Source organism: Stenotrophomonas sp. (assembly GCF_050737575.1).
Lineage (GTDB): Bacteria > Pseudomonadota > Gammaproteobacteria > Xanthomonadales > Xanthomonadaceae > Stenotrophomonas.
Map to the genome: position 1 here is coordinate 353,078 of NZ_JBOHXW010000003.1, position 21,135 is coordinate 374,212.

The following is a 21,135-nucleotide window of genomic DNA, read 5'->3' on the forward strand; positions in this document are numbered from 1 at the left end:
CAGCATTCCTGCTCGAACGGCTGTGCTGGCTTACCTGCCCGCGCCTTGCGGCACCCAGATCGCCACACCGGCGGCGCGCTTCTGCTGGGTGGGAATGCCGACGCTCAAGCCGCCGGCGCTGTGCCGGCCGTAACTGCCAGCGCCGACCGACATGCCGACCGGCGAGCCGCCGGCGCCCACGCCCATCAGGATCACGCCATTGGCGCCCAATGCCGCGGCTTCGCGCTTGAGCCGGGCGATGGCGGCGTCGGTCTGGCCTTGGGTGCCGAAGCCGACTGCGCTGGACGATTCCAGCTGCGCAATCTCCACCGAGCCGGGTGGCGGCGTTGAATAGATCTGCACGCTGGCCGGGTCAACGGGGGCGCGGGCCTGGCCCAACATCACCTTGGAGGTGCTGGCGCAGCCGGCCGTGGACAGGACAATGCCCAGTGCGAGGGCAGACAGTAGTTTCATGGTTTCACTCCCCGGTGATGGCACTTTGCGGATCATCCACCCGCATCGGTGAATCAGTTGCGAATGACAGTTTGCTACCGGGGCACTTGAAAGCCCCCGTTTCCGGGCTATCTTGCTCACAGTCATGTAAGGAGAGAGCCATGGGGTTGATCAGTCTGGTGTGGGGCATTGTGGCACTGCTGTGGATGGTGCTGGCGTTCATCCCGCTGCTGGGCTGGGGTAATTGGTTCTTGATCCCGTTTGCAGCCATCGGCGCGATCATTGCCGCCATCGGCCTGCTGTTCACGCATGCCAGCAAGCGTGGCCGGGCCAAGACCGGATTGCTGCTCAATGCGATTGTCATCGTGGTCGGGGTAATCCGACTGAGCATCGGCGGCGGCTTCATCTGAGGCCGGAGTTCTCTGGGGCTATTTAGGGAGCAAGGCCGCCTTGTAAGGGCGGGGGGCGTAAAATGCGACGCTTGGCCGGGCCGGTGCCCGGCGTGATTGCGTCCTGATGATCATCCGTCCCCGCCCCCAAGGCTGGCAGCTGCTGTACATCCTGCGCGGCTCCATCGTGCCGGCCATCGCCCCCAAGGTGCTGGCCATCGGCGCGTTGGCAGTGGCCGTGGCGGCGTTCGAGCGCTATTGGCATCCGTTTGGCCGTGACGGCGTCACCGTGGTGCCGTTCACCCTGCTGGGCCTGGTGCTGTCGATCTTCCTGAGCTTCCGCAACAGCGCTTGCCACGACCGTTGGTGGGAAGGCCGCAAGTTGTGGGGACAGCTGCTGATCGAGTCGCGCGGCTTTGCCCGTGCGGCCGGCGCCTTGCTGTCAGCCGACCCCGAACTGCGCACGCGTGCCTCGCGGCTGGTGATCGCGTTCGCCCACGCATTGGCCGCGCGTCTGCGCGGTGCCGACGTGGTGGCAGTCAGTGCGCCGTGGTTGGCCGACGATCAACGCGCCGTGCTGGAACGACGCAACCTTCCGGACGGTCTGCTCGCGCAATTGGCCGCCGAACTGGCGGTGCCGCTGCGCGAAGGTCGGTTGGATCCTTATCTGTACGGGCAGTTCGAGACGCGCCTGCAGGGCATGGCCAGCGTGCAGGCCGCCTGCGAACGCATTGCCGGCACGCCGCTGCCATTTGCTTACACCTTGCTGCTGCACCGCTGCGCATGGCTGTTCTGCGTGCTGCTGCCGTTTGGCCTGGCCGGTGCGTTGGGCTGGGCGACGCCGGTGGTGTCGATGTTGTTGGCGTATGCCTTCTTTGGCCTGGATCAGTTGGGCGAAGAAATGGAAGAGCCGTTCGGGCTGGAACCCAACGACCTGCCGCTCGATGCGCTGGTGCGTACCATCGAGATTGATGTGCTGGATGCGCTGGGCCACCAACCGCTCCCCGAACCATTACAGCCGCAGGGTTATCTGCTGCGCTGACCACTGTTTTTTGAATCAAGGAGTCTTCCATGGGCCATCCCCATTTCCGCCCGCGTCGCATGCGCCACGACGAGTTCTCGCGCCGTTTGATGCGCGAACACACGCTCACCAGCAACGATCTGATCTGGCCGGTGTTCGTGCATGAACTGGACGGCCGCGCGCCGGTGGGGTCGATGCCGGGTGTGGACCGCATGTCCATCGACGAGCTGCTGCGTGAAGCCGAGCAGGCGCTGGAACTGGGCGTGCCGGTGATCGATCTGTTCCCGGTGATCGACCCGTCACGCAAGACGCTGGATGCCGCCGAAGCATGGAATCCCGATGGCCTGGCGCAGCGGGCGATCCGCGCGCTGAAATCACGCTTCCCCGAGTTGGGCGTGATGACCGACGTGGCATTGGACCCGTACACCACGCATGGTCAGGACGGCATCATCGATGAGCGCGGCTACGTGCTCAACGACATCACGGTGGAGGCGTTGGTCAAACAATCGCTGTCGCATGCGCAGGCTGGCGTGGACATCGTCTCGCCGTCGGACATGATGGACGGCCGCATCGGTGCGATCCGCACCGCGCTGGACGCCGCCGGTGACATCAACGTGCGGATCATGGCGTACTCGGCCAAATACGCTTCGGCCTTCTATGGCCCGTTCCGCGATGCGGTGGGCAGCTCCGGCAACCTCGGCAAGGCCGACAAGAAGACCTACCAGATGGACCCGGCCAACAGCGATGAGGCGATGCGTGAGATCGCGCTGGATCTGGAAGAGGGCGCGGACATGGTCATGGTCAAGCCGGGCATGCCGTACCTGGATATCGTGCGCCGGGTGAAACAGGAGTTCGGCGTGCCGACCTTTGCGTATCACGTCAGTGGCGAGTACGCGATGCTCAAGGCCGCGGTGGCCAACGGTTGGCTGGACGAGCGCGCGTGCGTGATGGAAACGATGATCGGTTTCAAGCGTGCCGGTGCTGATGGCGTGTTGACCTATTACGCGCCGCAGATCGCGCGTTGGTTGAAGGAGGCATGAGATGAATGTTCCCGGTCTTGAGGGTTACAACTGGGCGGTATGGCTGCTCGGCGTGCTGTTGTTTGCAGTGCTGATTGGCGTCGTGATCGCCGCCATCGTGCGCGCCTCGCGTCGCCCGCCGGAACTGCACTCGGCCGCCGAGCGCCTGCAACGTGAGACGCCGCAGCAGCCGGACGTGGAGGCGAAGCTGCGCGAGTTGAACCAGCTGAAGGCGCGCGGCCAGATGAGCGAAGCCGACTATGAAAAGCGGCGTGGTGAGGTGTTGGCGGGGCGGTGAATTTTGTTGGCGTGATTGCAACTGCAATGGCCAACGGCACCCCTCCCACTCCTTCCCCTTGCTGATGCAAAGGGAAGGAGTGGTTCTGCGCCATCGGTCAGATCGCAGCGGAAGCGGCGTTTACCCCCGCTATTTTCGCCAGCAAGAGGAGGGCGGGGGAGGGGTAGCTTTTGATCCAGGCGACCAGAAGCCCACTCCAACTCAACGACAGTCGCTGTCCACCGTCGGCGCCTTCATCCGGTACAGATCCAATCCGCCGGCGCGCGGTGCGCGTGCGCTGCCGCTGACCACCATTTCGCCGGGCTTGTTGGCATCAATCAATGCGCCGCGTGTCTGGCTCTCTGCGGTATTGAACGACAGCGACAACAGTGCAGCCTCGCTCCATCGCTGCTGCCTGCACTGCGACACCCACACCTGTGTGCCGCCTTGCGCATTGCTGCGCGCAAACACCACGGCGCGGCCGCCGCCCAGCCAACTGCCGTCCACTTCATCGGCGTTGCTGTTGATGCCGTCCAATGGCGTGGGCGCGGCGAAACCATCGCCGTCCTGTGCGGCAACCCACAAGTCCCAGCCGCCCGCACCGCCATTGCGGTTGCTGGAAAACAGCAGGCGGCCGTCGTCGGCCAGGGCCGGTGCGCGTTCGTCCTGCCGGCGGTTGATGGCGGCATCCAACGGCTGCGGCGCGCCGATGTCGCCATTGGCAGCTACCGGGGCGCGGTACAGATCAAAGCCGCCGCGCCCGCCGTTGCGGTTGGAAGCGAAGTACAGCCAACGGCCATCGCTGCTCAGGAACGGATCGACCTCATCGGCCGCGCTGTTGAGCGCCAGTGGCTGTGGGTCCATCCAGCGCTTGTCCTGCAAGGTGGCCTGCCACAGGTCCCAGCCGCCGGCGCCGCCGTCACGGTTGCTGGCCCAGAAGATGCGCTGGCCGTCGGCGCTGATCGTGGCGCGCAGCTCATCGGCGCGGGTGGAAACCATGCCCATGCCTTCAATGCCGAATTCTGAAAGCGCCGAGGCTGCCGGGGTAAAGAGTAGACTCGCAGTCAGCGCGAGCAGCAGTGGTCGGGTCCGCATCTGGGTTCCGCAGGCAAGAGTCGCGTCCAGTCTAGGTCATCGCAAAGGATCCCCATGAGCGCTCCCCGCTACGCTGTATTCGGTCAGCCCATCGCCCATTCGCAGTCGCCGCGCATCCAGGCCGCGTTCGGCAAGGCGCATGGCATCACGGTGGATTACCGCGCCATCGAGGCGTCACCGGAAGGATTCCTGACCGCATTGGAGGCTTTTGCGGCCGACGGTGGCGTGGGTGCCAACGTGACCTTGCCGCACAAGGAAGCCGCGTTTGCGCTGTGTACGACAACCACCTCGCGTGCGCACCGCGCCGGCGCGGTCAACACGCTGCTGCGCAAGGGCGAACGCTGGCATGGCGACAACACCGACGGCATCGGCCTGGTGCGCGACCTCACCGGTCGGCATGGGTTGGACCTGCGTGGCCGCCGCGTACTGTTGCTGGGCGCTGGCGGTGCCGCGCGCGGTGTGGCCCCGGCCTTGCTGGATGCCGGCATCCTGGAACTGATCGTGGTCAACCGCTCGCCTGAACGCGCCGATGCGCTGGTCGATGCAATGAGCGAACCGGGCCGCGCCATCTCCGCGTACTGGGACGCGCTGCGCGAGCAGGGCGACTTTGAATTGATCATCAACGCCACCTCGGCCGCGCGTGGTGACGCCACCGGCTTCAACCTGCCACTGTCGCTGGTCAACAGCATGACCACGGCGGTGGACCTGAATTACGGCGAGGCGGCAATCCCGTTCCTGGCCTGGGCGCGTGCGGCCGGTTGCCGCAACAGTTTTGACGGGCTGGGCATGCTGGTTGAACAAGCCGCCGAGAGCTTCCAGCAATGGCACGGCATGCGCCCGGAAACCGACGCCATCTACGCCGAGCTGCGCGGTCGTGACGCGCTGCTGGTCACTGCGGACTGAGGCCGAGCATGGATCCTTCCGAGTTGCTGAGCACGCTGCTGGTTTCCGTCGGTTATCGCCTGCCCATCCTGATCGCGCTGGGCATCGCCTTGGTGATGGTGCTCGACACCCCACGCGGCAAAGTACGCGGCGTGGCGCTGTGGGGGCTGGCGTTGTTGCTGGTCGCCGCGCTGGTCGGTGGCGTGCTGAGCGCCTTGCCGCTGCTGCTCATCGCAGCCGGCAATTTCCAGGCGGTGGGCATGATGAATACGCTGTTGAGCGTGTCCCACCTGGTGTTGTCGTTGCTGGAAGCGGTCGGCTACCTCCTGCTGGCTTGGGCACTGGTGCAGGCCTTGCGGCGGCCGTTGCCGCCCGGAAAACCCTGAGCCACCAGCGCATTCGGTGAATGCGGGCGGGTATGGGAAAATGCCGGCCTTGATGGGAGCAGGTGGCAGATTGGCGTGAGTGAAAAAGTAGAAGCACCGCGGACGTTGACCGAGGAACTGAAGGCCGGCATCCGCGACGCTTACGCCAAGCTGCAGGCCAATACGCCGGGCTTCAGTACGCGCCGCTCGCAGAGCCAGATGATCGGCGTGGTGTCGCGCGCGCTGGCCACCGGCGGCGTCGGCGTGGTGGAGGCGCCCACCGGCGTCGGCAAGAGCCTGGGTTACCTCACCGCTGGCGTGCCGATTGCGTTGGCCAGCAAGAAGAAGCTGGTCATCAGCACCGGCACGGTGGCGCTGCAGTCGCAGCTGGTCGAACGCGACATTCCCAACTTCCTCAAGTCCACTGGCTTGCAGGCCACGGTGGCTTTGGCCAAGGGCCGCACCCGCTACCTGTGCACGCGCAATGCCGCCGAAGCGCAGGGCGAGGGCGCGCAGGAGGGCATGTTCGGCGACGACGTGCAGCTCTACGACCGGCCATTGGCACCGATTGAAATGGACGTGGCCGAGAAGCTGAGCAAGGCCTTCATCGAAGGCCGCTGGAACGGCGACCTCGACAACGCCCCGGAAACCGTGTCGACCACGCTGCGCATGCGCATCACCACGCCGGCTTCGGCCTGTGCGGGCCGCCGCTGCGCGTATTCGGCGCAATGCCCGGTGCTGCGCGCGCGCACCGAAGTGCGTGATGCGCAGATCGTGGTGACCAATCACGCCTTGCTGTTGTCGGCGCTGTCCATCGGCGAGAGCGACAGCGGCCAGCCGTTGATCGCACCGCCCGGGGACATGCTGCTGGTGCTGGACGAAGGCCACCACATCGGCAATGTCGCCATCGACCAGGGCGCGGCCAACCTGCCGCTGGACGACATGGCCAAGCGCACCGGTCGTCTGCAGATTCTGATCGCCGGTGCGTATCGCGCGGTGGACAAGGACAAGATCGGCAACCTGTTGCCGAACGAAGCCATCGACGTGGCATCGCGCGTGAGCAAGCTGCTCAAGAGTTTTCGCGACGACATTGCCAACGTGTGGATTCCGCAACCGGATGATCGCGAGCCGATGTGGCGCGCCGCCAACGGTCGCCTGCCCGAAGCGTGGAAACAGCCCATCGAAGTGCTGGCTGATGAAACGCGCAGCCTGCTCAACTGGGCGACGGCGGCAACGTCGCTGGTGGCCAAGGGCAAGCCGGAAGACGCCGGCCATGAACGTCTGCAGCGCAACCTGGGCATGGCGCTGGAAATGATCGAGCAGCAGTACAACCTGTGGGCTGGCTGGCGGCGCGAGGACAAGGAAGGCCAGCCGCCGATCGCGCGCTGGGTGACCTTGTCGCGCGAAGGCGACTACATCCTGCATTGCTCGCCGGTGTCGGCGGCGATGGTGTTGCGCAAGCTGCTGTGGGACGAAGTGAACTCGGTGGTGATGACCTCGGCCACGCTCACTGGCGGCGGTGATTTCCAATCGCTGGCCATCGACAACGGCATTCCCGAAGACGCGGAAATGGTGTCGCTTGCCTCGCCGTTCGATCTGCCGAACCAGGCCGAATTGATCGTCCCGCAGTTTCCGGTGACGCCGGACGACCGCGAACGTCATCCCAAGGAAGTGGCCAAGTACCTGGCGGCCGAGCTGGATTGGGAGAAGGGCAGCATCGTGCTGTTCACCTCGCGCTGGAAGATGGAAAAAGTGGCCGAACTGATGCCGGCCACCTTTCGCAAGAAGGTGCTGGTGCAGGGCGAAACAGCCAAACAGCGGATGATCGACGAACACCTCAAGCGCACAGCGGCCGGTGAGGGCTCGGTGTTGTTCGGGCTCAACTCCTTCGGCGAAGGTTTGGATCTGCCGGGCGAAGCCTGCACCACGGTGGTCATCACCCAGGTGCCGTTCGCGGTGCCGACCGACCCGCAGACATCGACTTTGAGCGAGTGGTTTGAGAGCCGCGGTTTGAATTCGTTCAACCTGATCGCCATTCCGCATGCACTGCGCACGCTGACGCAGTTTTCGGGGCGGTTGATTCGTACGTCGACGGACACCGGGCGCGTAATCATTCTGGACTCGCGCCTGCTGACGCGGCGTTATGGCAAGCGGATCATTGATTCGCTGCCGCCGTTCAAGCGGGTGATTGGGTAATTGTCTGAATGATTGATTGGAGGAGGCTGCGCCTCTTCCCCTCTCCCCAACCCCCGCTCCGCGCCCCGGCCCTTGCGTTGACGCAAGGGCACTCATCGGACCGCGAACCAATGGTTCGCAAACGATCCTCTTCGTCCCGCAAGGGGAGAGGGGCTTCAACGCTGGAGAAGTGCTGCAGCGCCAACAATGGCAGGGCTGATGGAGTCCATTGCCTCTCCTGCTTGCCGGGGAAGGCCTGATCGGCAAGCAGCGCCGCAACTGTCGCACTATCAGCGGATGAACATGCCGTCTTCACAGTTCATCACCTTTAGCTGATACACCCACAGTCAGACTGACCCCGTGATACCAATCATGTGAGGGGTTGCCATGCTGCATTACGCCGTCGTCTTCTTCGTCATCGCCATCATTGCCGCCGTGCTGGGTTTCAGCGGTATTGCCGGCGCGGCGAGCAACATTGCCTGGATCCTGTTCGTGGTGTTCCTGGTCCTTGCGGTGATCTCGATGTTCCGCAAGAAAGGCTAGACCGCGCGATTCATTGGCGAGCAATGTCCGCAACGCAAAGGCCTGCCCCGGATGCCGGGGCGGGCCTTTGTTTGTTCCTGCGGCGCTGATCAGGCCGAGGTGATGGAGCTGCGCAGTGCCTTGTCGGCAGCGTGGCGTTCCAGCGCCAGTTCGATCAGGCGGGTGATCAGCGAGGTGTAATCCAGACCGGTGGCGCCCCACAGCTTGGGATACATGCTGATCTTGGTGAAGCCGGGCAGGGTGTTCAATTCGTTGATCACCACGTCGCCAGCGCGGGTGAGGAACACGTCGACGCGCGCCATGCCGATGCAATCCAGCGCCTGGTAGGCCCGCAGGGCGATCTCGCGGATGCGCTCCTGTGCATCGGCGGCAATGTCGGCCGGGATTACCGTCTCGGCGCCGTTGGCGCTGATGTACTTGGTGTCGTAGGCGTAGAAGTCGTCATGCACCACGACCTCACCGCAGAGGCTGGCTTCGGGGAGTTCGTTGCCCAGCACCGCGCATTCGATCTCGCGGCCGCTGATGGCCGATTCCACCAGCACCTTGTGGTCGAACGACAAGGCCAGCGCCATCGCGGTGTCGTACTCGGCCGCGTTGCGCACCTTGCTCACGCCGACCGACGAGCCTTGGTTGGCCGGCTTCACGAACAGCGGCGAACCCAGTTCGGCGACCAGTGCGTCGTAGCCGGTGCGGGCCGCGCTGATGCGGGTGAGACAGACAAACGGCGCGACCGCCAGGCCGGCATCGCGCAGCAGGCGCTTGGCCACGTCCTTGTCCATCGCGGCGGCGGCGCCGAGCACGCCGGGGCCGGCGAAGGGCAGGTTCAGCGTGCGCAGCAGGCCTTGCAGGGTGCCGTCTTCGCCCAGCGTGCCGTGCACGATCGGGAACACCACGTCGATCTGCGGCAGCGCCTGGCCGTCGGCGGCGACGAGCTGGCCGCGCTCGGCACCGGGAATCACCGATAGCACCGGGCCGGCCGTGTTGAGTGCGATGCGCTTGGGGTCGTCGGCATTGAGCAGGAAGCTGGTCGGGTCGCACAGGTGCCACAGGCCGAGCTTGTCGATGCCGATCAGGCTGACGTCGAACCGGTTCTTGTCCAGCGCGTCGAGGATGTTCTTCGCCGACTGCAGCGAGACCTCGTGCTCGGCCGAACGACCGCCGAAGATGATGCCAACCCGGGTCTTGCTCATTGCCTGTGTGCTCCTGACGATTGCATTGAAGTGGGTGGGCATAGCATGAACGGTTGTTCGGGAGCGGGGAACAGGGAAGCGGGAATGGGGAGTGAATCAGGTGAAGGGCGGGGAGCAGGGAATGGGAATGGGGAGCGGGGAACGAGTTGGTGAAGGGCGGGGAGCGGGGAATGGGGAGCAGGGATTGAATTGCTGATGAGAGCGGGTGGTGCGTGATCACGTTCGGGCTGAAGACTGACCACCGAGCCTTTCATGTTGTGAGCCGGGCGCGCGACGCATCAATCACACAGAACCTCTCATTCCCCGCTCCCCAATCCCCGCTCCCCGCCTCAAGACCCCCGCTTCGGTAGAATGCCCGGCATGTCTTCTTCCCCCTTCAATGTCATCAAGCCGCTGGCCGGGCGTGCGCTGGAAATTGCGCTCAACCGTGCGCTGGCACTGGATCCGGACACCCGCACCGCATTGGCCTCGCTCGACGGCCAGCGCATCGCGCTGACGCTGGAGTCGCCGTCACTGGCGATGCAGATCGGCGTCGAGGGTCAGCGCCTGACGGTCGGCCCGGTCGATTCGTCGCTGGAACCGGACCTCGCCGTGCGCAGCACCCTGGGCGGCGTGCTGGCGCAGTTGCCGTTCATGGCCAACGCACGGCGTAATGCGTCGGCACCGGCGGGCCGGGTGAAGGTCTCCGGCGATGCCGAGCTGGCGCGCCGACTGCAGCAGCTGGCCAGTCGTTTCGACCCCGATTGGCAGCAGCCCTTCGTCAAGGTGTTTGGTGACGTGCTGGGCGTGCAGGTCGCGCAGACCCTGCGTTCGGCGCTGGCCCAGGCCAGTCGCAGCGCGAAGGATCTGGCGGAAAGCGCGGCCGAATACGTCACCGAGGAATCGCGTGATGTGGTGGCGCGTGGCGAGCTGGATGCGTTCCACGATGACGTGGATGTGATTCGCGATGATGTCGAACGCCTGGGTGTGCGCATCGCGCGCCTGCGTCAGCGCATGGGAGGCGTGGCATGAAGGCGACCCGCGCCATGTTCCGCGCCAGCCGTATCGGCCGGGTGATGCTGCGTTATCGGCTGGATGACCTGCTCGACGGCACGCCCGTCGGACGTTGGCTGCGTGTGGCCAAGCCCTTCGTGCCGCGTGCCAGCGCCGATATCGCCTCGCAATCGCGCGGTGCGCGGCTGCGGTTGGCGCTGCAGGAGTTGGGGCCGATCTTCGTCAAGTTCGGGCAGATTCTCTCCACCCGCCGCGATCTGGTGCCGCCGGATGTCGCTGCTGAACTGACCTTGCTGCAGGACCGGGTCAAGCCGTTCGATGGCGAGCAGGCGCTACGCATCGTCGAGCAGACGCTGGGCTTGCCGATCACAGAAGCCTTCGCCAGCTTCGACACCGCGCCGCTGGCCTCGGCGTCCATCGCGCAGGTGCATGCCGCGACGTTGGACGATGGTCGCCAGGTGGTGGTCAAGGTGCTGCGCCCGGATATCGAAAAGCAGATCGACGGCGACATCGCGCTGCTGAAATCCCTGGCCGCGCTGGTGGAACGTACCCATCCGCGTGCCGACAAAATCCGCCCGCGCGAAGTCGTCGCTGAGATCGAAACCACGCTGGCCGCCGAGCTGGACCTGCAGCGCGAAGGCGCCAATGCCAGCGTGCTGCGCCGGTTCTGGGAGAACTCCGACGACCTGTACGTGCCGGAAGTGATCTGGAGCCATACCGCCGAACGCGCGTTGACGCTGGAGCGCGTGTGGGGCATTCCGTCTGACGACATCGCTGCGCTGGACAAGGCCGGCATCGATCGCAAGGCGCTGGCGGCCAAGGGCGTGCGCGTGTTCTACACGCAGGTGTTCCGAGACAACTTCTTCCACGCCGATGCGCATGCCGGCAACATCTGGGTGGATATCGATCCGACCCGTCGCGACAACCCGCGCTTCATCGCGCTGGACTTCGGCATCATGGGCCAGTTGTCGGAAGAGGATCAGTACTACCTCGCCGAGAACTTCATGGCCATCTTCAACCGCGATTACCGTCGCATTGCCGAACTGCACCTGCAGGCGCAGTGGATGCCGAATACGGTGCGCATTGATGAGCTGGAGGCGGCGGTACGCGCGGTGTGCGAGCCGTATTTCACCCGTCCGTTGTCGCAGATTTCGCTGGCCGAAGTGCTGATGAAATTGTTCCGCACCGCACAGCGTTACCAGCTGACACTGCAGCCGCAGTTGATCCTGCTGCAGAAGACGCTGCTCAACATTGAAGGCGTGGGCCGTCAGCTCGATCCGCAGCTGGATATCTGGGCGGTCGCCAAGCCAGTGCTCGAACGCATCCTGCGCGAGCGGTACAGCCCGCGTCGCGCGCTGAAGGAACTGGGCAAGCGCCTGCCGGAAATCATGACCAAGGCACCGGACATGCCGGCGCTGCTGCACAACTGGCTGCGTCAGCAGGTGGAAGGCAAACACGAACTGGCGATGCGCTCGCAGGACATCGTCAGCCTCAACGAAACCTTGCAGCGCATGCAGCGGCGTGTGATCACCGCCGTGACCGGCGTTGGCCTGGTGGTGGTGTCGGCGCTGCTGTACGGCCTGCAGGCCGGCGGGCCGCAGCTGGCGTCGGTGCCGTTGTGGTCATGGATCACCGGTGGCGTCGGCGTGCTGGCACTGGCATCGGCGTGGTTGCGTCGATGAGCGAGGTGCTGGAAACCGAAGTCGCGCAGGTCGTGTTTGAGCCGTTGCCGTTGTTGTATCAGGACCAGTGGTTGGCGGTGGTCAACAAACCGGCCGGTTTGATGGTCCACGACAGCAAGTTGGCGCGCGGCGAAGATGACTTCCTCGCCGACCGCCTGCGTGAGCAACTGGGCAAGCCGATCTTCCTGGTGCACCGCTTGGATCGCGCCACCAGCGGTTGCCTGCTGTTGGCCTTTGATCGCGAGACCGCCAGTGCACTGGGCAAGGCCTTGATGGGCGGCGAGGTGAGCAAGGATTACCTCGCCATCTGTCGCGGCTGGCCGGCCGAAGATGCCTTCACCGTCGATCACGACCTGGATGGCGGCCCCGGCAAGCCGGTGAAGAAACAGGCCATCACCCACTTCCAGAAACTGCTGACCGGCGAGTTGGCGATCCCGTCAAATGGCTTCCCGACCTCGCGTTATGCGTTGCTGCGTTGCCAGCCGCAGACCGGGCGTTTCCGGCAGATCCGGCGGCACCTCAAGCATCTGTTCCATCACCTGATCGGCGATACCAGTCACGGCGATGGGCGTCACAACCGCAGCTTCCGCATGCAGGGCGTGCACCGCATGTTGCTGCACGCCGAACGGCTGGGTTTCCCGCATCCGCATGCGGGTGGGCGCGTGGAAGTGAGTGCGCCGCTGGATCGTGAATTCCAGAAGGCGATGGGACTATTTGGTTGGACGTGGGATAGCCCGGCGGAGTGATCTGCAGTGAGACGTGCGTGGCGCGTTGCGAGCGCAGGGCTCTGCTGCTCTTCCCTGCGCTCGGTGTTTCTGCTGAGCTTTTCTCGGTTTGCCAAGGGCTTGAAAGCCCCTCTTCCCAACCCTCCCCTTCGCTGCGCGAAAGGGAGGGGGTAGAAGCGTGCCGGCCATCCGCGCGACTCCTCGACTCTTCGATCAGCCCCCTCCCTTTCGCGTAGGCAAGGGGAGGGCTAGGGAGGGGTAGCTTTCGGACTGGCTATCGCCAAACACCCGAAACGTGCAGCACATCAGCGGCCAGCAGCCCTTTACTTCTTCTCTTCCGCGACGATCGCTTCCAGGTCCTTCTGCAGGCTGGCCAGCAGGGGATTCATCTTCTGCTGGATCGCCACCATCAGGTTCTGCATCAGTGCGGGGGTCTTGTCGAGCAGGCTCTGTCCGGCGCTGCTCTCGTAGAACTCGGCCATCGCCAGCACGTCTTCTTTCGAGAACGACTGCTTGTACAGGTCCACATACATCGGCCGCAGCTGCGACCACGACAGGGCTTCGCGCAGGGTCTGCGAGGTGCGTTGCTGGATGCGTTGCAGGCGCTGTTTCTGCTCCGGCGTGAAGGATTTTTCCTGGGTGAGTTGCGCGAACTGCTGGGCCTGCATGGCTTCCATCTGCGGCAGCATCGCGTCCAGCATGCTCTGCGCGCGCGAGGCGGCGAGCAGGCGATTGATGTCGCTGTCCGAGGGGGGGCTGGCAGCGGCCAGCGCAATGTTGCCGACCATCAGGGCGGCAACCAGCAGCAGGCGTACCAGTCGGGAGAAAGGGTGAGCGCGATGAGCCACGGGAACTCCTGGGTGCAAAGGAAGCACCGAGCATAGCGAGCCAAGGCGTCTGTCAACCAGCCGGCGCACAGGAGCACGGTGCCGGCGGACGAATGGCGCCGGGATTCACAGCTAACTATTTGTTTCCATTGCCAATCAGCTCTTACGAGCGCCGCTTATCAGAAAAATGTGGCAATTCTGCGTCTGTACCCTTAAAAGTGCGATACGCATCACAGTTGCGGGGCGTCAGGCGCTCCGGTGATGTCAACAGGGGGAATGCGGAGAGGAAGCCGCGTTCTTGGAAATGGATAGGGAATGGGGCAGTACGATGCACGCGTTATCCAACCAATCAACGGTACTGGTCGTCGCCGGCTGGGTCGCGGTACTGACGCTGTTGCTCGCGTTTGTGCTGCTGGCGATCATCGTGGTCCTGCGCATCCGCGCGCAGTGGCGGGAACGCCGCGACGCGGAAGCGCGGCAGTACTGGACGCAGGTCATCCAGCGTGAGCTGGATGGCGAAGAATTCAATGGGCGACGGCTGCAGCACAGCGACGTCGCAGGCTTCATCGAAGCCTGGAATGCCGCCCACGACTCATTGATAGAAGCCGACTCCAAGCGCCTGGCGGCCTTGGGTCAGCGCGTGGGCTTGGAAGATGCCGCACCGCGCATGCTGCGCGGCAGCTATCACGACCGCGCGATGACCATCATCGCGCTGGGCCATCTGCATGACCGACGCTTGTTCGACACGCTTGCACCGTTCCTGAGTGACCGCAGTCCCATCGTTTCGTTGTGCGCGGCGCGTGCGCTGGCGCAGGTGGATCCGCCCCGGGCGATGTCGCTGTTCGTGCCGATGATTGTCGAACGCAACGACTGGGTGCCTGGCAGCGTGGCGCGCATTCTGGCCGAGAACGCCGATGGCAGTGCCGCCCGTGAGATCGGCAATGCGCTGCTGCGCGCCAATGCCGATACCACGGTCAAGCTGGTGCGCTTTCTGGCCGACATCGATGCCAAGCGTGCGTCCGAAGTGGTGCGGCAATTGCTGGATGGCCATGTCGATGACCACATCATTTCGGTCTGTCTGCAGCTGGTAAACGAAAAGCAGGACCGCGAGCGGGTGATCGGTTTCCTTGCCGCCTCGCGTTGGCATGTGCGGATGCACGCGGCGGCGGCATTGGGCCGTATTGGGGAGGCCGACGACAGCTCGCGTCTGGAGCCGTTGCTCGGCGATAGCGTCTGGTGGGTGCGTTACCGCACCGCACAGGCATTGCTGGCGTTGACCGGCATGGGCGTGGATGCGATGCGCCAGTTGCAGCAACGTCAAAGCGACCCGTATGGGCGCGACATCATCGACCAGGTATTGGCCGAACACGGGTTGAGGGGTGTGGCATGAGCGGCTATTGGCAGATGCTGGTCGAGTACATGCAACAGGTGCCGTGGATCAAGATCGCGGCGTCGATGCAGTGGTTCTTCATGGCCTACTTCGTGGCGATCAACCTCGCCTACCTGTTGCTCAATTACATCTCGGCGTACCAGATCGTGCGCTACATGCGCGAGTACCGCGCCAACTACCTGCCGCCGGCACTGCGTGATTACCAGCCGCCGGTGAGCATCATTCTTCCGGCCTACAACGAGACCCGATCGGTCGTGTCGTCGGTGCGGTCGCTGCTGCGAACCAGCTACCCGGAGTTTGAAATCCTGGTGGTCAACGATGGCTCCAGTGATGCCACGCGCGAGGCCTTGATCGAGGCATTTGGCCTGGTCAAAGTGCCTGAGGCCTATCGCGCGCGCTTGCCTACGCAGCCGGTGCAGGGCGTTTATGCATCGGCGCGTTATCCGCGCGTGCACATGGTCGACAAGGTCAATGGCGGCAAGGCCGATGCGATCAACGCCGGCATCAACTGCGCGCGCTATCCGCTGTTCTGTGTGATGGATGCCGACAGCATCCTGCAGCCGGAAAGTCTGTCGCGTGTGGTGCGGCCGTTCCTGGAAGACCGCCGCGTGATCGCCAGCGGTGGCGTGGTGCGTGTGCTCAACGGCTGCACCGTCACCGACGGCATGTTGTCCAAGGTCGGCCTGCCGAACAAGCTGCTGCCCAGTTTCCAGTTGGTGGAATACCTGCGTGCGTTCCTGTTCGGACGCATGGGCTGGTCGCCGATGAATGCACTGCTGATCATCTCCGGCGCCTTCGGTGTGTTCTACAAGGAACGCGTGGTCGCCATTGGCGGCTACAAGGTGGATACCGTCGGCGAGGACATGGATCTGGTGATCCGCCTGCACCGCAATCTGCGCGAGGAAGAGCGTGACTACCGCATCGTGTTCGTGCCCGACCCGGTGTGCTGGACCGAAGCGCCGTCGGACATCGCCTCGCTGCGCAACCAGCGCGTGCGTTGGCAGCGCGGGCTGGCCGAGAGTCTGTGGTCGAACATCGGCCTGATGTTCAACCGCCGTGGTGGCACACCGGGCTGGGTGGCGTTTCCATTCATGCTGCTGTTCGAGTTCCTCGGCCCACTGATTGAAGTGGTGGGCTACGTCTCGATGATCGTGCTGGCGCTGATTGGCTTGGTGCAGCTGGAAGTGTTTCTGGTGTTCCTGGCCGCGGCGGTGGGCATGGGCATTTTGTTGTCGGTGAACGCGATGTTGCTGGAAGAACTTTCGTTCGGCTTGTTCACCAAGCCCTCGCAGCAATTGCGCTTGTTCCTGGTCGCCGTGCTCGAGAACTTCGGCTACCGGCAGATGAATTCGATGTGGCGCTTCAGCGGCACGTTCGGTTGGTTGCTCAGCCGCAACAAGAAACGCCACAGCTGGGGGCAGATCAATCGCGATGGCTCCTGGCAGCAGGTATCAACGGCCGGCCCCACGTCGGCCCCGACCAATGGCGCAGGAGAGGGGGGCGCCAAGCCATGATTCGCAGGTACGATTTGAACGCTGGGAATTACCGTAGAACCACCGCGTCACTGCACAAGTGGCTGCTGCTTGCCTGCGTGGCCTGTCCGCTGCCGTTGCTGGCGCAGCCGGACGCGCTGACTACACAGATGCTGGAAGTACGTGAGCTGGCCACCGGCGGCCAGCGTCCGCTGGCCATCGAACGCTACAACGCATTGCTGGTCGAGCATCCGGGCAACGGCGATCTGCTGCTCGCGCGCGGGCGCACCTATGCCTGGGACGGGCAGTACGCCGCGGCCGAAAGCGACCTGAAAACCGTGGTGCAGAACAGCCCGACTTACGCCGATGCGTGGTCGGCGCTGGGCGATACCTACCGTTGGAGCGACCGCCCGCAGCAGGCGCTGGACGCCTACTCGCGCTGGGTAGAACTGGCGCCGCAGGATGCACAGGCACGCATCGCGCGCGGCCGTGCCTTGCGTGACACCGGCCAGTTCGCCGCAGCACGCGCCGACTTTGATGCGGCCGCCGCGCTGGGTGCTGATCCGACTGAGATCGCCAGCCTGCAGCAGAGCCTGCTGCCGCGCATGGCCAACCCGGACATCGTGGCCGGCGGCGGCTATCTATGGAGTGCCAGCGCCGGTTTGGATCACACCGGTTTCAGTGGTGATCGCGAAAGCTGGAACGATGCGGACTTGACGATACGTCGCCAGTTCAGCCGTGGCTCGCTGGGCTTGGAACTGCTGCGCGCCGATCACTTCGGTGAGAGCGACATGGCGTGGGCATTGGATGGCTACGCGCCGCTGTGGTCGCGCGCCTACGCCAACCTGCGCTATCAGCAAGGCCCGTCGAACGGCATGTTGCCGCGCCAGGCGTGGCGGGTGGAAGTATTCCAGGGCGTCGGCAGTGGCTGGGAATTGTCGGCCAGCGTCGACCACCTGCGCTTCTCCGGTGACACCGAGTTCTACGGCATCGGCGTGGGCCGTTATGTCGGCAACTGGTACGGACGCTACAAGCTGCAGCATGTGCCGGGTGTGGGCTCGGGCAGCTGGAGCCACCGCGTGCTGCTGCGCAATTACTACAACGGCAATGCCGATGACTATCTGGAAATGAGCGTCAGCAGCGGCCGCAGCACCGATATGGACCGCTTCGGCAGTGTCGTGCGTGACAGCAATGCCGCTGTCGGCATCGCGTGGAAGCGCTACTTCACGCCGCAATGGGGCTTCAAGGTGGGCGCCGGGTATGCCGACGATGATGGCGGCTATGACGAGCAGCGCTTCTCGCTGTCGCTGTATACGCGCTGGTAAGTGGAGCCGATGCAGATGACTTCACAACACGGCGCCAGCGCCTGGTCGCGTTTTTCTTCAGCATTTCCAGCGTTGCTGCTGGCGCAGTGTGTGTTGGTGGCCGGCGCGGTGCTCAATGGCGTTGCCGGTGCCACCTGGGACGGCAATCAAAAGTGGGCCATTGCCGGTGTCGCTGCCGTGCAGGCGGTGCTGGTATTGCTGCGTGCGGTGCCGATCCTGCTGTTGCTGTCGTTGCCACTGCTGGCGCTGAAGCGCACCTGGCTGCGGGGCGCTGCAGTGGCTTTGCTGTGGTCGCTGTTCATCGCCGTGCAGGCGCTGCTGGACCAGTACTTCCAGGTGGCGCATGTGCCGCTGGGCGCGGATGTATTCGGCTACAGCATTGCGGAGATACGCACCACGCTGGCCGATGGCGCAGCGTTGAATTCGCGCAGCCTGCTGGCGCTGTTTCTGCCGTTGTTGGTGCTGTGGGCTGGCCTGTGGTGGTGGGCGCGGCGCGATGCACGCGGTTCGAGCGTGTGGACCACGGTGTTGCTGCTGGCCGGGCTGTTGCTGTGGCTGGCGCCGTTGCCGGCAGGTGCGGGCACCTTGAAGGATGACGCCGCGCGCGAGCTGGCCTGCAACAAGCTGGCCTGGTTCAGTGCGGATGTGCGGCGCTGGTCCGGCGACGATGCGACTGCGGCGCCGCTGGCTGCAGCCGCAGGCAGTGCCGACGAACCGGCGCTGGATCCGAAATTCCCTTTCCTGCATCCCGAGCAGACCCCGGATGCATTGGGCCCGAATTTTTCGCCCACAAGTGATGGTCGCCCGCCGAACGTGGTGGTGATCGTGGTGGAAGGGTTGGGGCGCTCGTTCTCCGGGCCGCAGGCGGGTTTGGGAAGTTTTACGCCATTCCTCGATGACCTTGCTGCGCGCAGCCTGTACTTCGACAGCTTCCTGGCCAATCAGGGCCGCACGTTTGGCGTGCTGCCGACGCTGTTCGGCTCGGCACCGTTCGCCGACGAAGGCTTCACCGCCTTGGGCGAGCACATGCCGGCGCACCCGGGGCTGTTCAACGTGCTGGGCAAGCAGGGCTATCACACCGCGTTCTACAACGGCACCGACACCGCCTTCGACAACGAGCGTGGCTATCTGCAGCTGCAGCAGGTGCAGCAGATCGTGGACATGACGAACTTCGGCGCGGGCTACCAGCGCAACCCGTTCAGTGCCTGGGGTTACCCGGACAAGGAACTGGTGTCGCGGGTGCTGGCCGACAGCAACCAGCTGAAGACGCCGTTCGCGTTGGCGATCCAAACCATCTCCATGCACACCAGCTACCAGTTCCCCGGACAGGACGCATACCGCACGCGTTTCGAGCAACGCATGACCGAGCTGCGTATCCCAGACACCCAACTGGCGGCGTACCGCGCCAATGCGGACATCTACAGCACCATCCTGTACACCGACGATCAGCTACGTCGCTATTTTGAATCCGTGGCGAAAACACCGTGGTACGCCAACACGATCTTCGTCGTCACCGGCGATCATCGCTTGCCTGAAATTCCGATGGGCGAGCATGTGGACCGTTATCACGTGCCGCTGATCATCTTCTCGCCACTGCTCAAGCAGCCCAAGCGCATCGCTGCGGTGTCGTCGCAGCTGGATGTCACGCCGTCGCTGATGGCGTTGTTGTCCAACACGTATGGCCTGCAGCGCCCCGAACGCACGCCGTGGTTGGGCAGTGGTCTGGACATGCACCCGGGCTTCCGCAACATCCACGCGCTGCCGTTGAAGCAGACCAAGACCAGCGCGCCGGAATATCTGGCCGACCAGTGGTGGCTGCGTGACGGCAAGTTGTATGCGCTGCAGGAAGGCATGCACTTGGCGCCGGCCGATGATGCCGCTGTGCAGGCATGGGTGACGCAGCGGTTGCAGCGTTACACGCAGGCCAATGCGATCTTCCTGCAGCAGGGCGCGCTGACGCCGGATGGTGGCGAACCAAAGCTGGTGGCTTACCAGGCGAGTGCGCAACCTGCACCGGTCGCCGTGGCGGCACCAACCGCACACGGACTGACGATGGAGTCGGCGCAGGTGATGGCAGCGGCCGATGGCGTGCAGCTGACGGCGGTGTTCAACAATGGCGATGCCACGCCCAGCAGCGTATTCGTGCCGCTGGCGGTGATGGCCAGCGAAGACGGCCGCGAACTGCAGGAAGTGTATGGCGGCGCGGTGCAGTTGCCGGCCAACGGTCGCCAGCAAGTGCAGTTGCAGCTGCGGCAACCGCAGGACTGCAACGGCCGCTGTTATGTGTCGATATTTCCTTCTGATCCCAACACCGGCAAGGCCGTTGGCCAAGGGCGTTATCGCCTGCCGCTGGATGCTCCTCCCGCTACCGGAAGCCAACCCTGATGTCACTGCCACGTTTGAGTCTGCTGTTGGTGTTGTGCATGTTGCCCGTCACTGCGATGGCCTCGGCAAGCCGTGCGATATGGACGTGGGAGGCCGAGTCCTACGCGATGGTGCAGGACCCGGAGGTCGCCGCCGAAGCGGTGAAGTACCTGAAATCACAGCGTATCGACACGGTGTACCTGTACGCCGATGCGTTTCGGGGCCGCAACCTGATCGTCGAGCAGCCGCAGCTGTACCGCGATTTCATCACCCAGATGCACGCCAAGCGGATGAAGGTGTACGCGTTGCTGGGCTCGGCGTATCTCAATACCGAGAACTACGTGCTGCCCTCGCACCGCGCCGAGGCCGAGGCGATGTTCCGGCGCGTGGTCGAGTACAACGCCGCCGCACCGGAAGGCGCGCGCTTTGATGGCGTCAACCTGGATATCGAGCCGCACATTCTTGATCAATGGGAAGACGACACCCGCGAAGGCCTGTTGATCGGTTTTCTGGACATGAGCGATGCGTTGATGCGGATCAAGCGCGAGCACGGCGCCACGCTGGCGGTAGGGCCGGCGATTCCGTTCTGGCTCGATGGTATCGAGCTGGAATGGAAGGGCGTGCGCCGTCCGGTGAGTGAGCACACCATCGATGTCTACGACTACGTTGCGCTGATGGATTACCGCGACAAGGCCGAAGGCAGCGACAGCATTCTTTCGCATGCCGCCAGCGAGATCGCCTATGCCAACCGCGTCGACAAGAAAGTGGTGATCGGTTTGGAGGTGTCGTCCAACGACATCAACAAAGTCACCTTCCACGAGGAAGGGCCGAAGGTGTTCGAGCAGGAAGTGCGCAAGGTCGAGCGCGCGTTGGGTCGCGAGCCGTCGTTCGCGGGGTTCGCGATTCACCACTACCGCGCGTACCGGCGCTGGGAAGCGCAGGATTGGGATTGATCGCAAACGCGGCGAG

At 64.2% G+C, this 21,135-nt stretch carries 20 protein-coding genes; 16 read left to right on the plus strand and 4 right to left on the minus strand.

What is annotated here, in order from left to right:
- Nucleotides 1–30 precede the first annotated feature (30 nt).
- On the minus strand, nt 31–453 hold the full coding sequence (locus ACREP4_RS07715; RefSeq protein ID WP_431595592.1) for a hypothetical protein: 423 nt from the start codon (nt 451–453) through the stop codon (nt 31–33).
- A 140-nt stretch (nt 454–593) separates the two neighbouring features.
- Here ACREP4_RS07715 and ACREP4_RS07720 point away from each other — a divergent pair, with 140 nt between their 5' ends.
- The 4 genes from ACREP4_RS07720 (at nt 594) to ACREP4_RS07735 (ending at nt 3,159) form a co-directional block, all read left to right on the plus strand.
- The gene (locus tag ACREP4_RS07720; RefSeq protein WP_431595593.1) at nt 594–842 is read left to right on the plus strand and encodes a hypothetical protein; all 249 of its coding nucleotides are present in this window, start codon (nt 594–596) and stop codon (nt 840–842) included.
- A 106-nt stretch (nt 843–948) separates the two neighbouring features.
- Nucleotides 949–1,863, plus strand: coding sequence for a bestrophin family protein (locus tag ACREP4_RS07725; protein ID WP_431595594.1), 915 nt, complete (start codon nt 949–951; stop codon nt 1,861–1,863).
- A gap of 29 nt (nt 1,864–1,892) precedes the next feature.
- Nucleotides 1,893–2,882 carry a porphobilinogen synthase gene (gene hemB / locus ACREP4_RS07730; protein WP_431595595.1) on the plus strand — a complete coding sequence of 330 codons (990 nt, stop codon included), beginning with the start codon at nt 1,893–1,895 and terminating at the stop codon, nt 2,880–2,882.
- A 1-nt stretch (nt 2,883) separates the two neighbouring features.
- Nucleotides 2,884–3,159: an SHOCT domain-containing protein gene (locus ACREP4_RS07735; RefSeq protein WP_431595596.1), complete on the plus strand. Its 276-nt coding sequence runs from the start codon at nt 2,884–2,886 to the stop codon at nt 3,157–3,159.
- 201 nt (nt 3,160–3,360) lie between these two features.
- Here the strand turns inward: ACREP4_RS07735 and ACREP4_RS07740 are convergent, their stop codons facing one another.
- The gene (locus ACREP4_RS07740; RefSeq protein WP_431595597.1) at nt 3,361–4,233 is read right to left on the minus strand and encodes a TolB family protein; all 873 of its coding nucleotides are present in this window, start codon (nt 4,231–4,233) and stop codon (nt 3,361–3,363) included.
- A 54-nt stretch (nt 4,234–4,287) separates the two neighbouring features.
- Here ACREP4_RS07740 and aroE point away from each other — a divergent pair, with 54 nt between their 5' ends.
- The 4 genes from aroE to ACREP4_RS07760 all read left to right on the plus strand — a co-directional run bounded on the left by aroE (nt 4,288) and on the right by ACREP4_RS07760 (nt 8,198).
- Nucleotides 4,288–5,136, plus strand: a complete 849-nt coding sequence (gene aroE / locus ACREP4_RS07745; RefSeq protein ID WP_431595598.1) for a shikimate dehydrogenase — start codon at nt 4,288–4,290, stop codon at nt 5,134–5,136.
- Nucleotides 5,137–5,144: 8 nt separating this feature from the next.
- Entirely contained in the window at nt 5,145–5,501 is a 357-nt protein-coding gene (locus ACREP4_RS07750) for a hypothetical protein (RefSeq protein ID WP_431595599.1), read from the plus strand.
- A 75-nt stretch (nt 5,502–5,576) separates the two neighbouring features.
- A complete protein-coding gene (dinG, locus tag ACREP4_RS07755) occupies nt 5,577–7,676 on the plus strand; it encodes an ATP-dependent DNA helicase DinG (RefSeq protein WP_431595600.1) in 2,100 nt (699 codons plus the stop codon).
- A gap of 366 nt (nt 7,677–8,042) precedes the next feature.
- The gene (locus tag ACREP4_RS07760) at nt 8,043–8,198 is read left to right on the plus strand and encodes a DUF1328 domain-containing protein (protein ID WP_431595601.1); all 156 of its coding nucleotides are present in this window, start codon (nt 8,043–8,045) and stop codon (nt 8,196–8,198) included.
- Nucleotides 8,199–8,287: 89 nt separating this feature from the next.
- On the opposite strand, the gene ddlA is transcribed toward ACREP4_RS07760, so the two are convergent.
- On the minus strand, nt 8,288–9,388 hold the full coding sequence (gene ddlA / locus ACREP4_RS07765; RefSeq protein WP_431595602.1) for a D-alanine--D-alanine ligase: 1,101 nt from the start codon (nt 9,386–9,388) through the stop codon (nt 8,288–8,290).
- A 360-nt stretch (nt 9,389–9,748) separates the two neighbouring features.
- On the opposite strand from ddlA, the gene ACREP4_RS07770 reads away from it, so the two are divergent.
- The 3 genes from ACREP4_RS07770 to ACREP4_RS07780 are packed head-to-tail and all read left to right on the plus strand — an operon-like array spanning nt 9,749 to nt 12,809.
- Nucleotides 9,749–10,399, plus strand: coding sequence for a ubiquinone biosynthesis accessory factor UbiJ (locus tag ACREP4_RS07770; RefSeq protein WP_431595603.1), 651 nt, complete (start codon nt 9,749–9,751; stop codon nt 10,397–10,399).
- Nucleotides 10,396–12,063: a ubiquinone biosynthesis regulatory protein kinase UbiB gene (gene ubiB / locus ACREP4_RS07775; protein ID WP_431595604.1), complete on the plus strand. Its 1,668-nt coding sequence runs from the start codon at nt 10,396–10,398 to the stop codon at nt 12,061–12,063. The genes ACREP4_RS07770 and ubiB overlap by 4 nt, the downstream gene beginning before the upstream one ends.
- Nucleotides 12,060–12,809, plus strand: a complete 750-nt coding sequence (locus tag ACREP4_RS07780; RefSeq protein WP_431595758.1) for a pseudouridine synthase — start codon at nt 12,060–12,062, stop codon at nt 12,807–12,809. The genes ubiB and ACREP4_RS07780 overlap by 4 nt, the downstream gene beginning before the upstream one ends.
- A 302-nt stretch (nt 12,810–13,111) precedes the next feature.
- Here ACREP4_RS07780 and ACREP4_RS07785 read toward each other — a convergent pair whose 3' ends face one another.
- Nucleotides 13,112–13,576: a DUF2059 domain-containing protein gene (locus ACREP4_RS07785; protein ID WP_431595759.1), complete on the minus strand. Its 465-nt coding sequence runs from the start codon at nt 13,574–13,576 to the stop codon at nt 13,112–13,114.
- Between the two features lie 367 nt (nt 13,577–13,943).
- Here ACREP4_RS07785 and ACREP4_RS07790 point away from each other — a divergent pair, with 367 nt between their 5' ends.
- Genes ACREP4_RS07790 through ACREP4_RS07810 form a run of 5 tightly spaced genes read left to right on the plus strand, consistent with a single transcriptional unit; the run spans nt 13,944 to nt 21,119 of the window.
- Nucleotides 13,944–15,005 carry a HEAT repeat domain-containing protein gene (locus ACREP4_RS07790; RefSeq protein ID WP_431595605.1) on the plus strand — a complete coding sequence of 354 codons (1,062 nt, stop codon included), beginning with the start codon at nt 13,944–13,946 and terminating at the stop codon, nt 15,003–15,005.
- On the plus strand, nt 15,002–16,519 hold the full coding sequence (locus ACREP4_RS07795) for a glycosyltransferase family 2 protein (RefSeq protein ID WP_431595606.1): 1,518 nt from the start codon (nt 15,002–15,004) through the stop codon (nt 16,517–16,519). The genes ACREP4_RS07790 and ACREP4_RS07795 overlap by 4 nt, the downstream gene beginning before the upstream one ends.
- Entirely contained in the window at nt 16,516–17,802 is a 1,287-nt protein-coding gene (locus tag ACREP4_RS07800; protein WP_431595607.1) for a YaiO family outer membrane beta-barrel protein, read from the plus strand. Before ACREP4_RS07795 ends, ACREP4_RS07800 begins: the two co-directional genes overlap by 4 nt.
- A gap of 15 nt (nt 17,803–17,817) precedes the next feature.
- Nucleotides 17,818–20,187, plus strand: a complete 2,370-nt coding sequence (locus tag ACREP4_RS07805) for an LTA synthase family protein (protein WP_431595608.1) — start codon at nt 17,818–17,820, stop codon at nt 20,185–20,187.
- Nucleotides 20,187–21,119, plus strand: a complete 933-nt coding sequence (locus tag ACREP4_RS07810; protein WP_431595609.1) for a hypothetical protein — start codon at nt 20,187–20,189, stop codon at nt 21,117–21,119. Before ACREP4_RS07805 ends, ACREP4_RS07810 begins: the two co-directional genes overlap by 1 nt.
- The last annotated feature ends 16 nt before the right edge of the window (nt 21,120–21,135 follow it).

Coding starts and splice junctions, on each gene's coding strand:
- ACREP4_RS07715 (WP_431595592.1), bottom strand. CDS start 453: ATGAAACTACTGTCTGCCCTCGCACTGGGCATTGTCCTGTCCACGGCC.
- hemB (WP_431595595.1), top strand. CDS start 1,893: ATGGGCCATCCCCATTTCCGCCCGCGTCGCATGCGCCACGACGAGTTC.
- ACREP4_RS07725 (WP_431595594.1), top strand. CDS start 949: ATGATCATCCGTCCCCGCCCCCAAGGCTGGCAGCTGCTGTACATCCTG.
- ACREP4_RS07810 (WP_431595609.1), top strand. CDS start 20,187: ATGTCACTGCCACGTTTGAGTCTGCTGTTGGTGTTGTGCATGTTGCCC.
- ACREP4_RS07795 (WP_431595606.1), top strand. CDS start 15,002: ATGAGCGGCTATTGGCAGATGCTGGTCGAGTACATGCAACAGGTGCCG.
- ACREP4_RS07770 (WP_431595603.1), top strand. CDS start 9,749: ATGTCTTCTTCCCCCTTCAATGTCATCAAGCCGCTGGCCGGGCGTGCG.
- ACREP4_RS07760 (WP_431595601.1), top strand. CDS start 8,043: ATGCTGCATTACGCCGTCGTCTTCTTCGTCATCGCCATCATTGCCGCC.
- ACREP4_RS07800 (WP_431595607.1), top strand. CDS start 16,516: ATGATTCGCAGGTACGATTTGAACGCTGGGAATTACCGTAGAACCACC.
- ddlA (WP_431595602.1), bottom strand. CDS start 9,388: ATGAGCAAGACCCGGGTTGGCATCATCTTCGGCGGTCGTTCGGCCGAG.
- ubiB (WP_431595604.1), top strand. CDS start 10,396: ATGAAGGCGACCCGCGCCATGTTCCGCGCCAGCCGTATCGGCCGGGTG.
- ACREP4_RS07780 (WP_431595758.1), top strand. CDS start 12,060: ATGAGCGAGGTGCTGGAAACCGAAGTCGCGCAGGTCGTGTTTGAGCCG.
- ACREP4_RS07785 (WP_431595759.1), bottom strand. CDS start 13,576: ATGGTCGGCAACATTGCGCTGGCCGCTGCCAGCCCCCCCTCGGACAGC.
- ACREP4_RS07735 (WP_431595596.1), top strand. CDS start 2,884: ATGAATGTTCCCGGTCTTGAGGGTTACAACTGGGCGGTATGGCTGCTC.
- ACREP4_RS07790 (WP_431595605.1), top strand. CDS start 13,944: ATGCACGCGTTATCCAACCAATCAACGGTACTGGTCGTCGCCGGCTGG.
- ACREP4_RS07720 (WP_431595593.1), top strand. CDS start 594: ATGGGGTTGATCAGTCTGGTGTGGGGCATTGTGGCACTGCTGTGGATG.
- ACREP4_RS07750 (WP_431595599.1), top strand. CDS start 5,145: ATGGATCCTTCCGAGTTGCTGAGCACGCTGCTGGTTTCCGTCGGTTAT.
- ACREP4_RS07805 (WP_431595608.1), top strand. CDS start 17,818: ATGACTTCACAACACGGCGCCAGCGCCTGGTCGCGTTTTTCTTCAGCA.
- aroE (WP_431595598.1), top strand. CDS start 4,288: ATGAGCGCTCCCCGCTACGCTGTATTCGGTCAGCCCATCGCCCATTCG.
- ACREP4_RS07740 (WP_431595597.1), bottom strand. CDS start 4,233: ATGCGGACCCGACCACTGCTGCTCGCGCTGACTGCGAGTCTACTCTTT.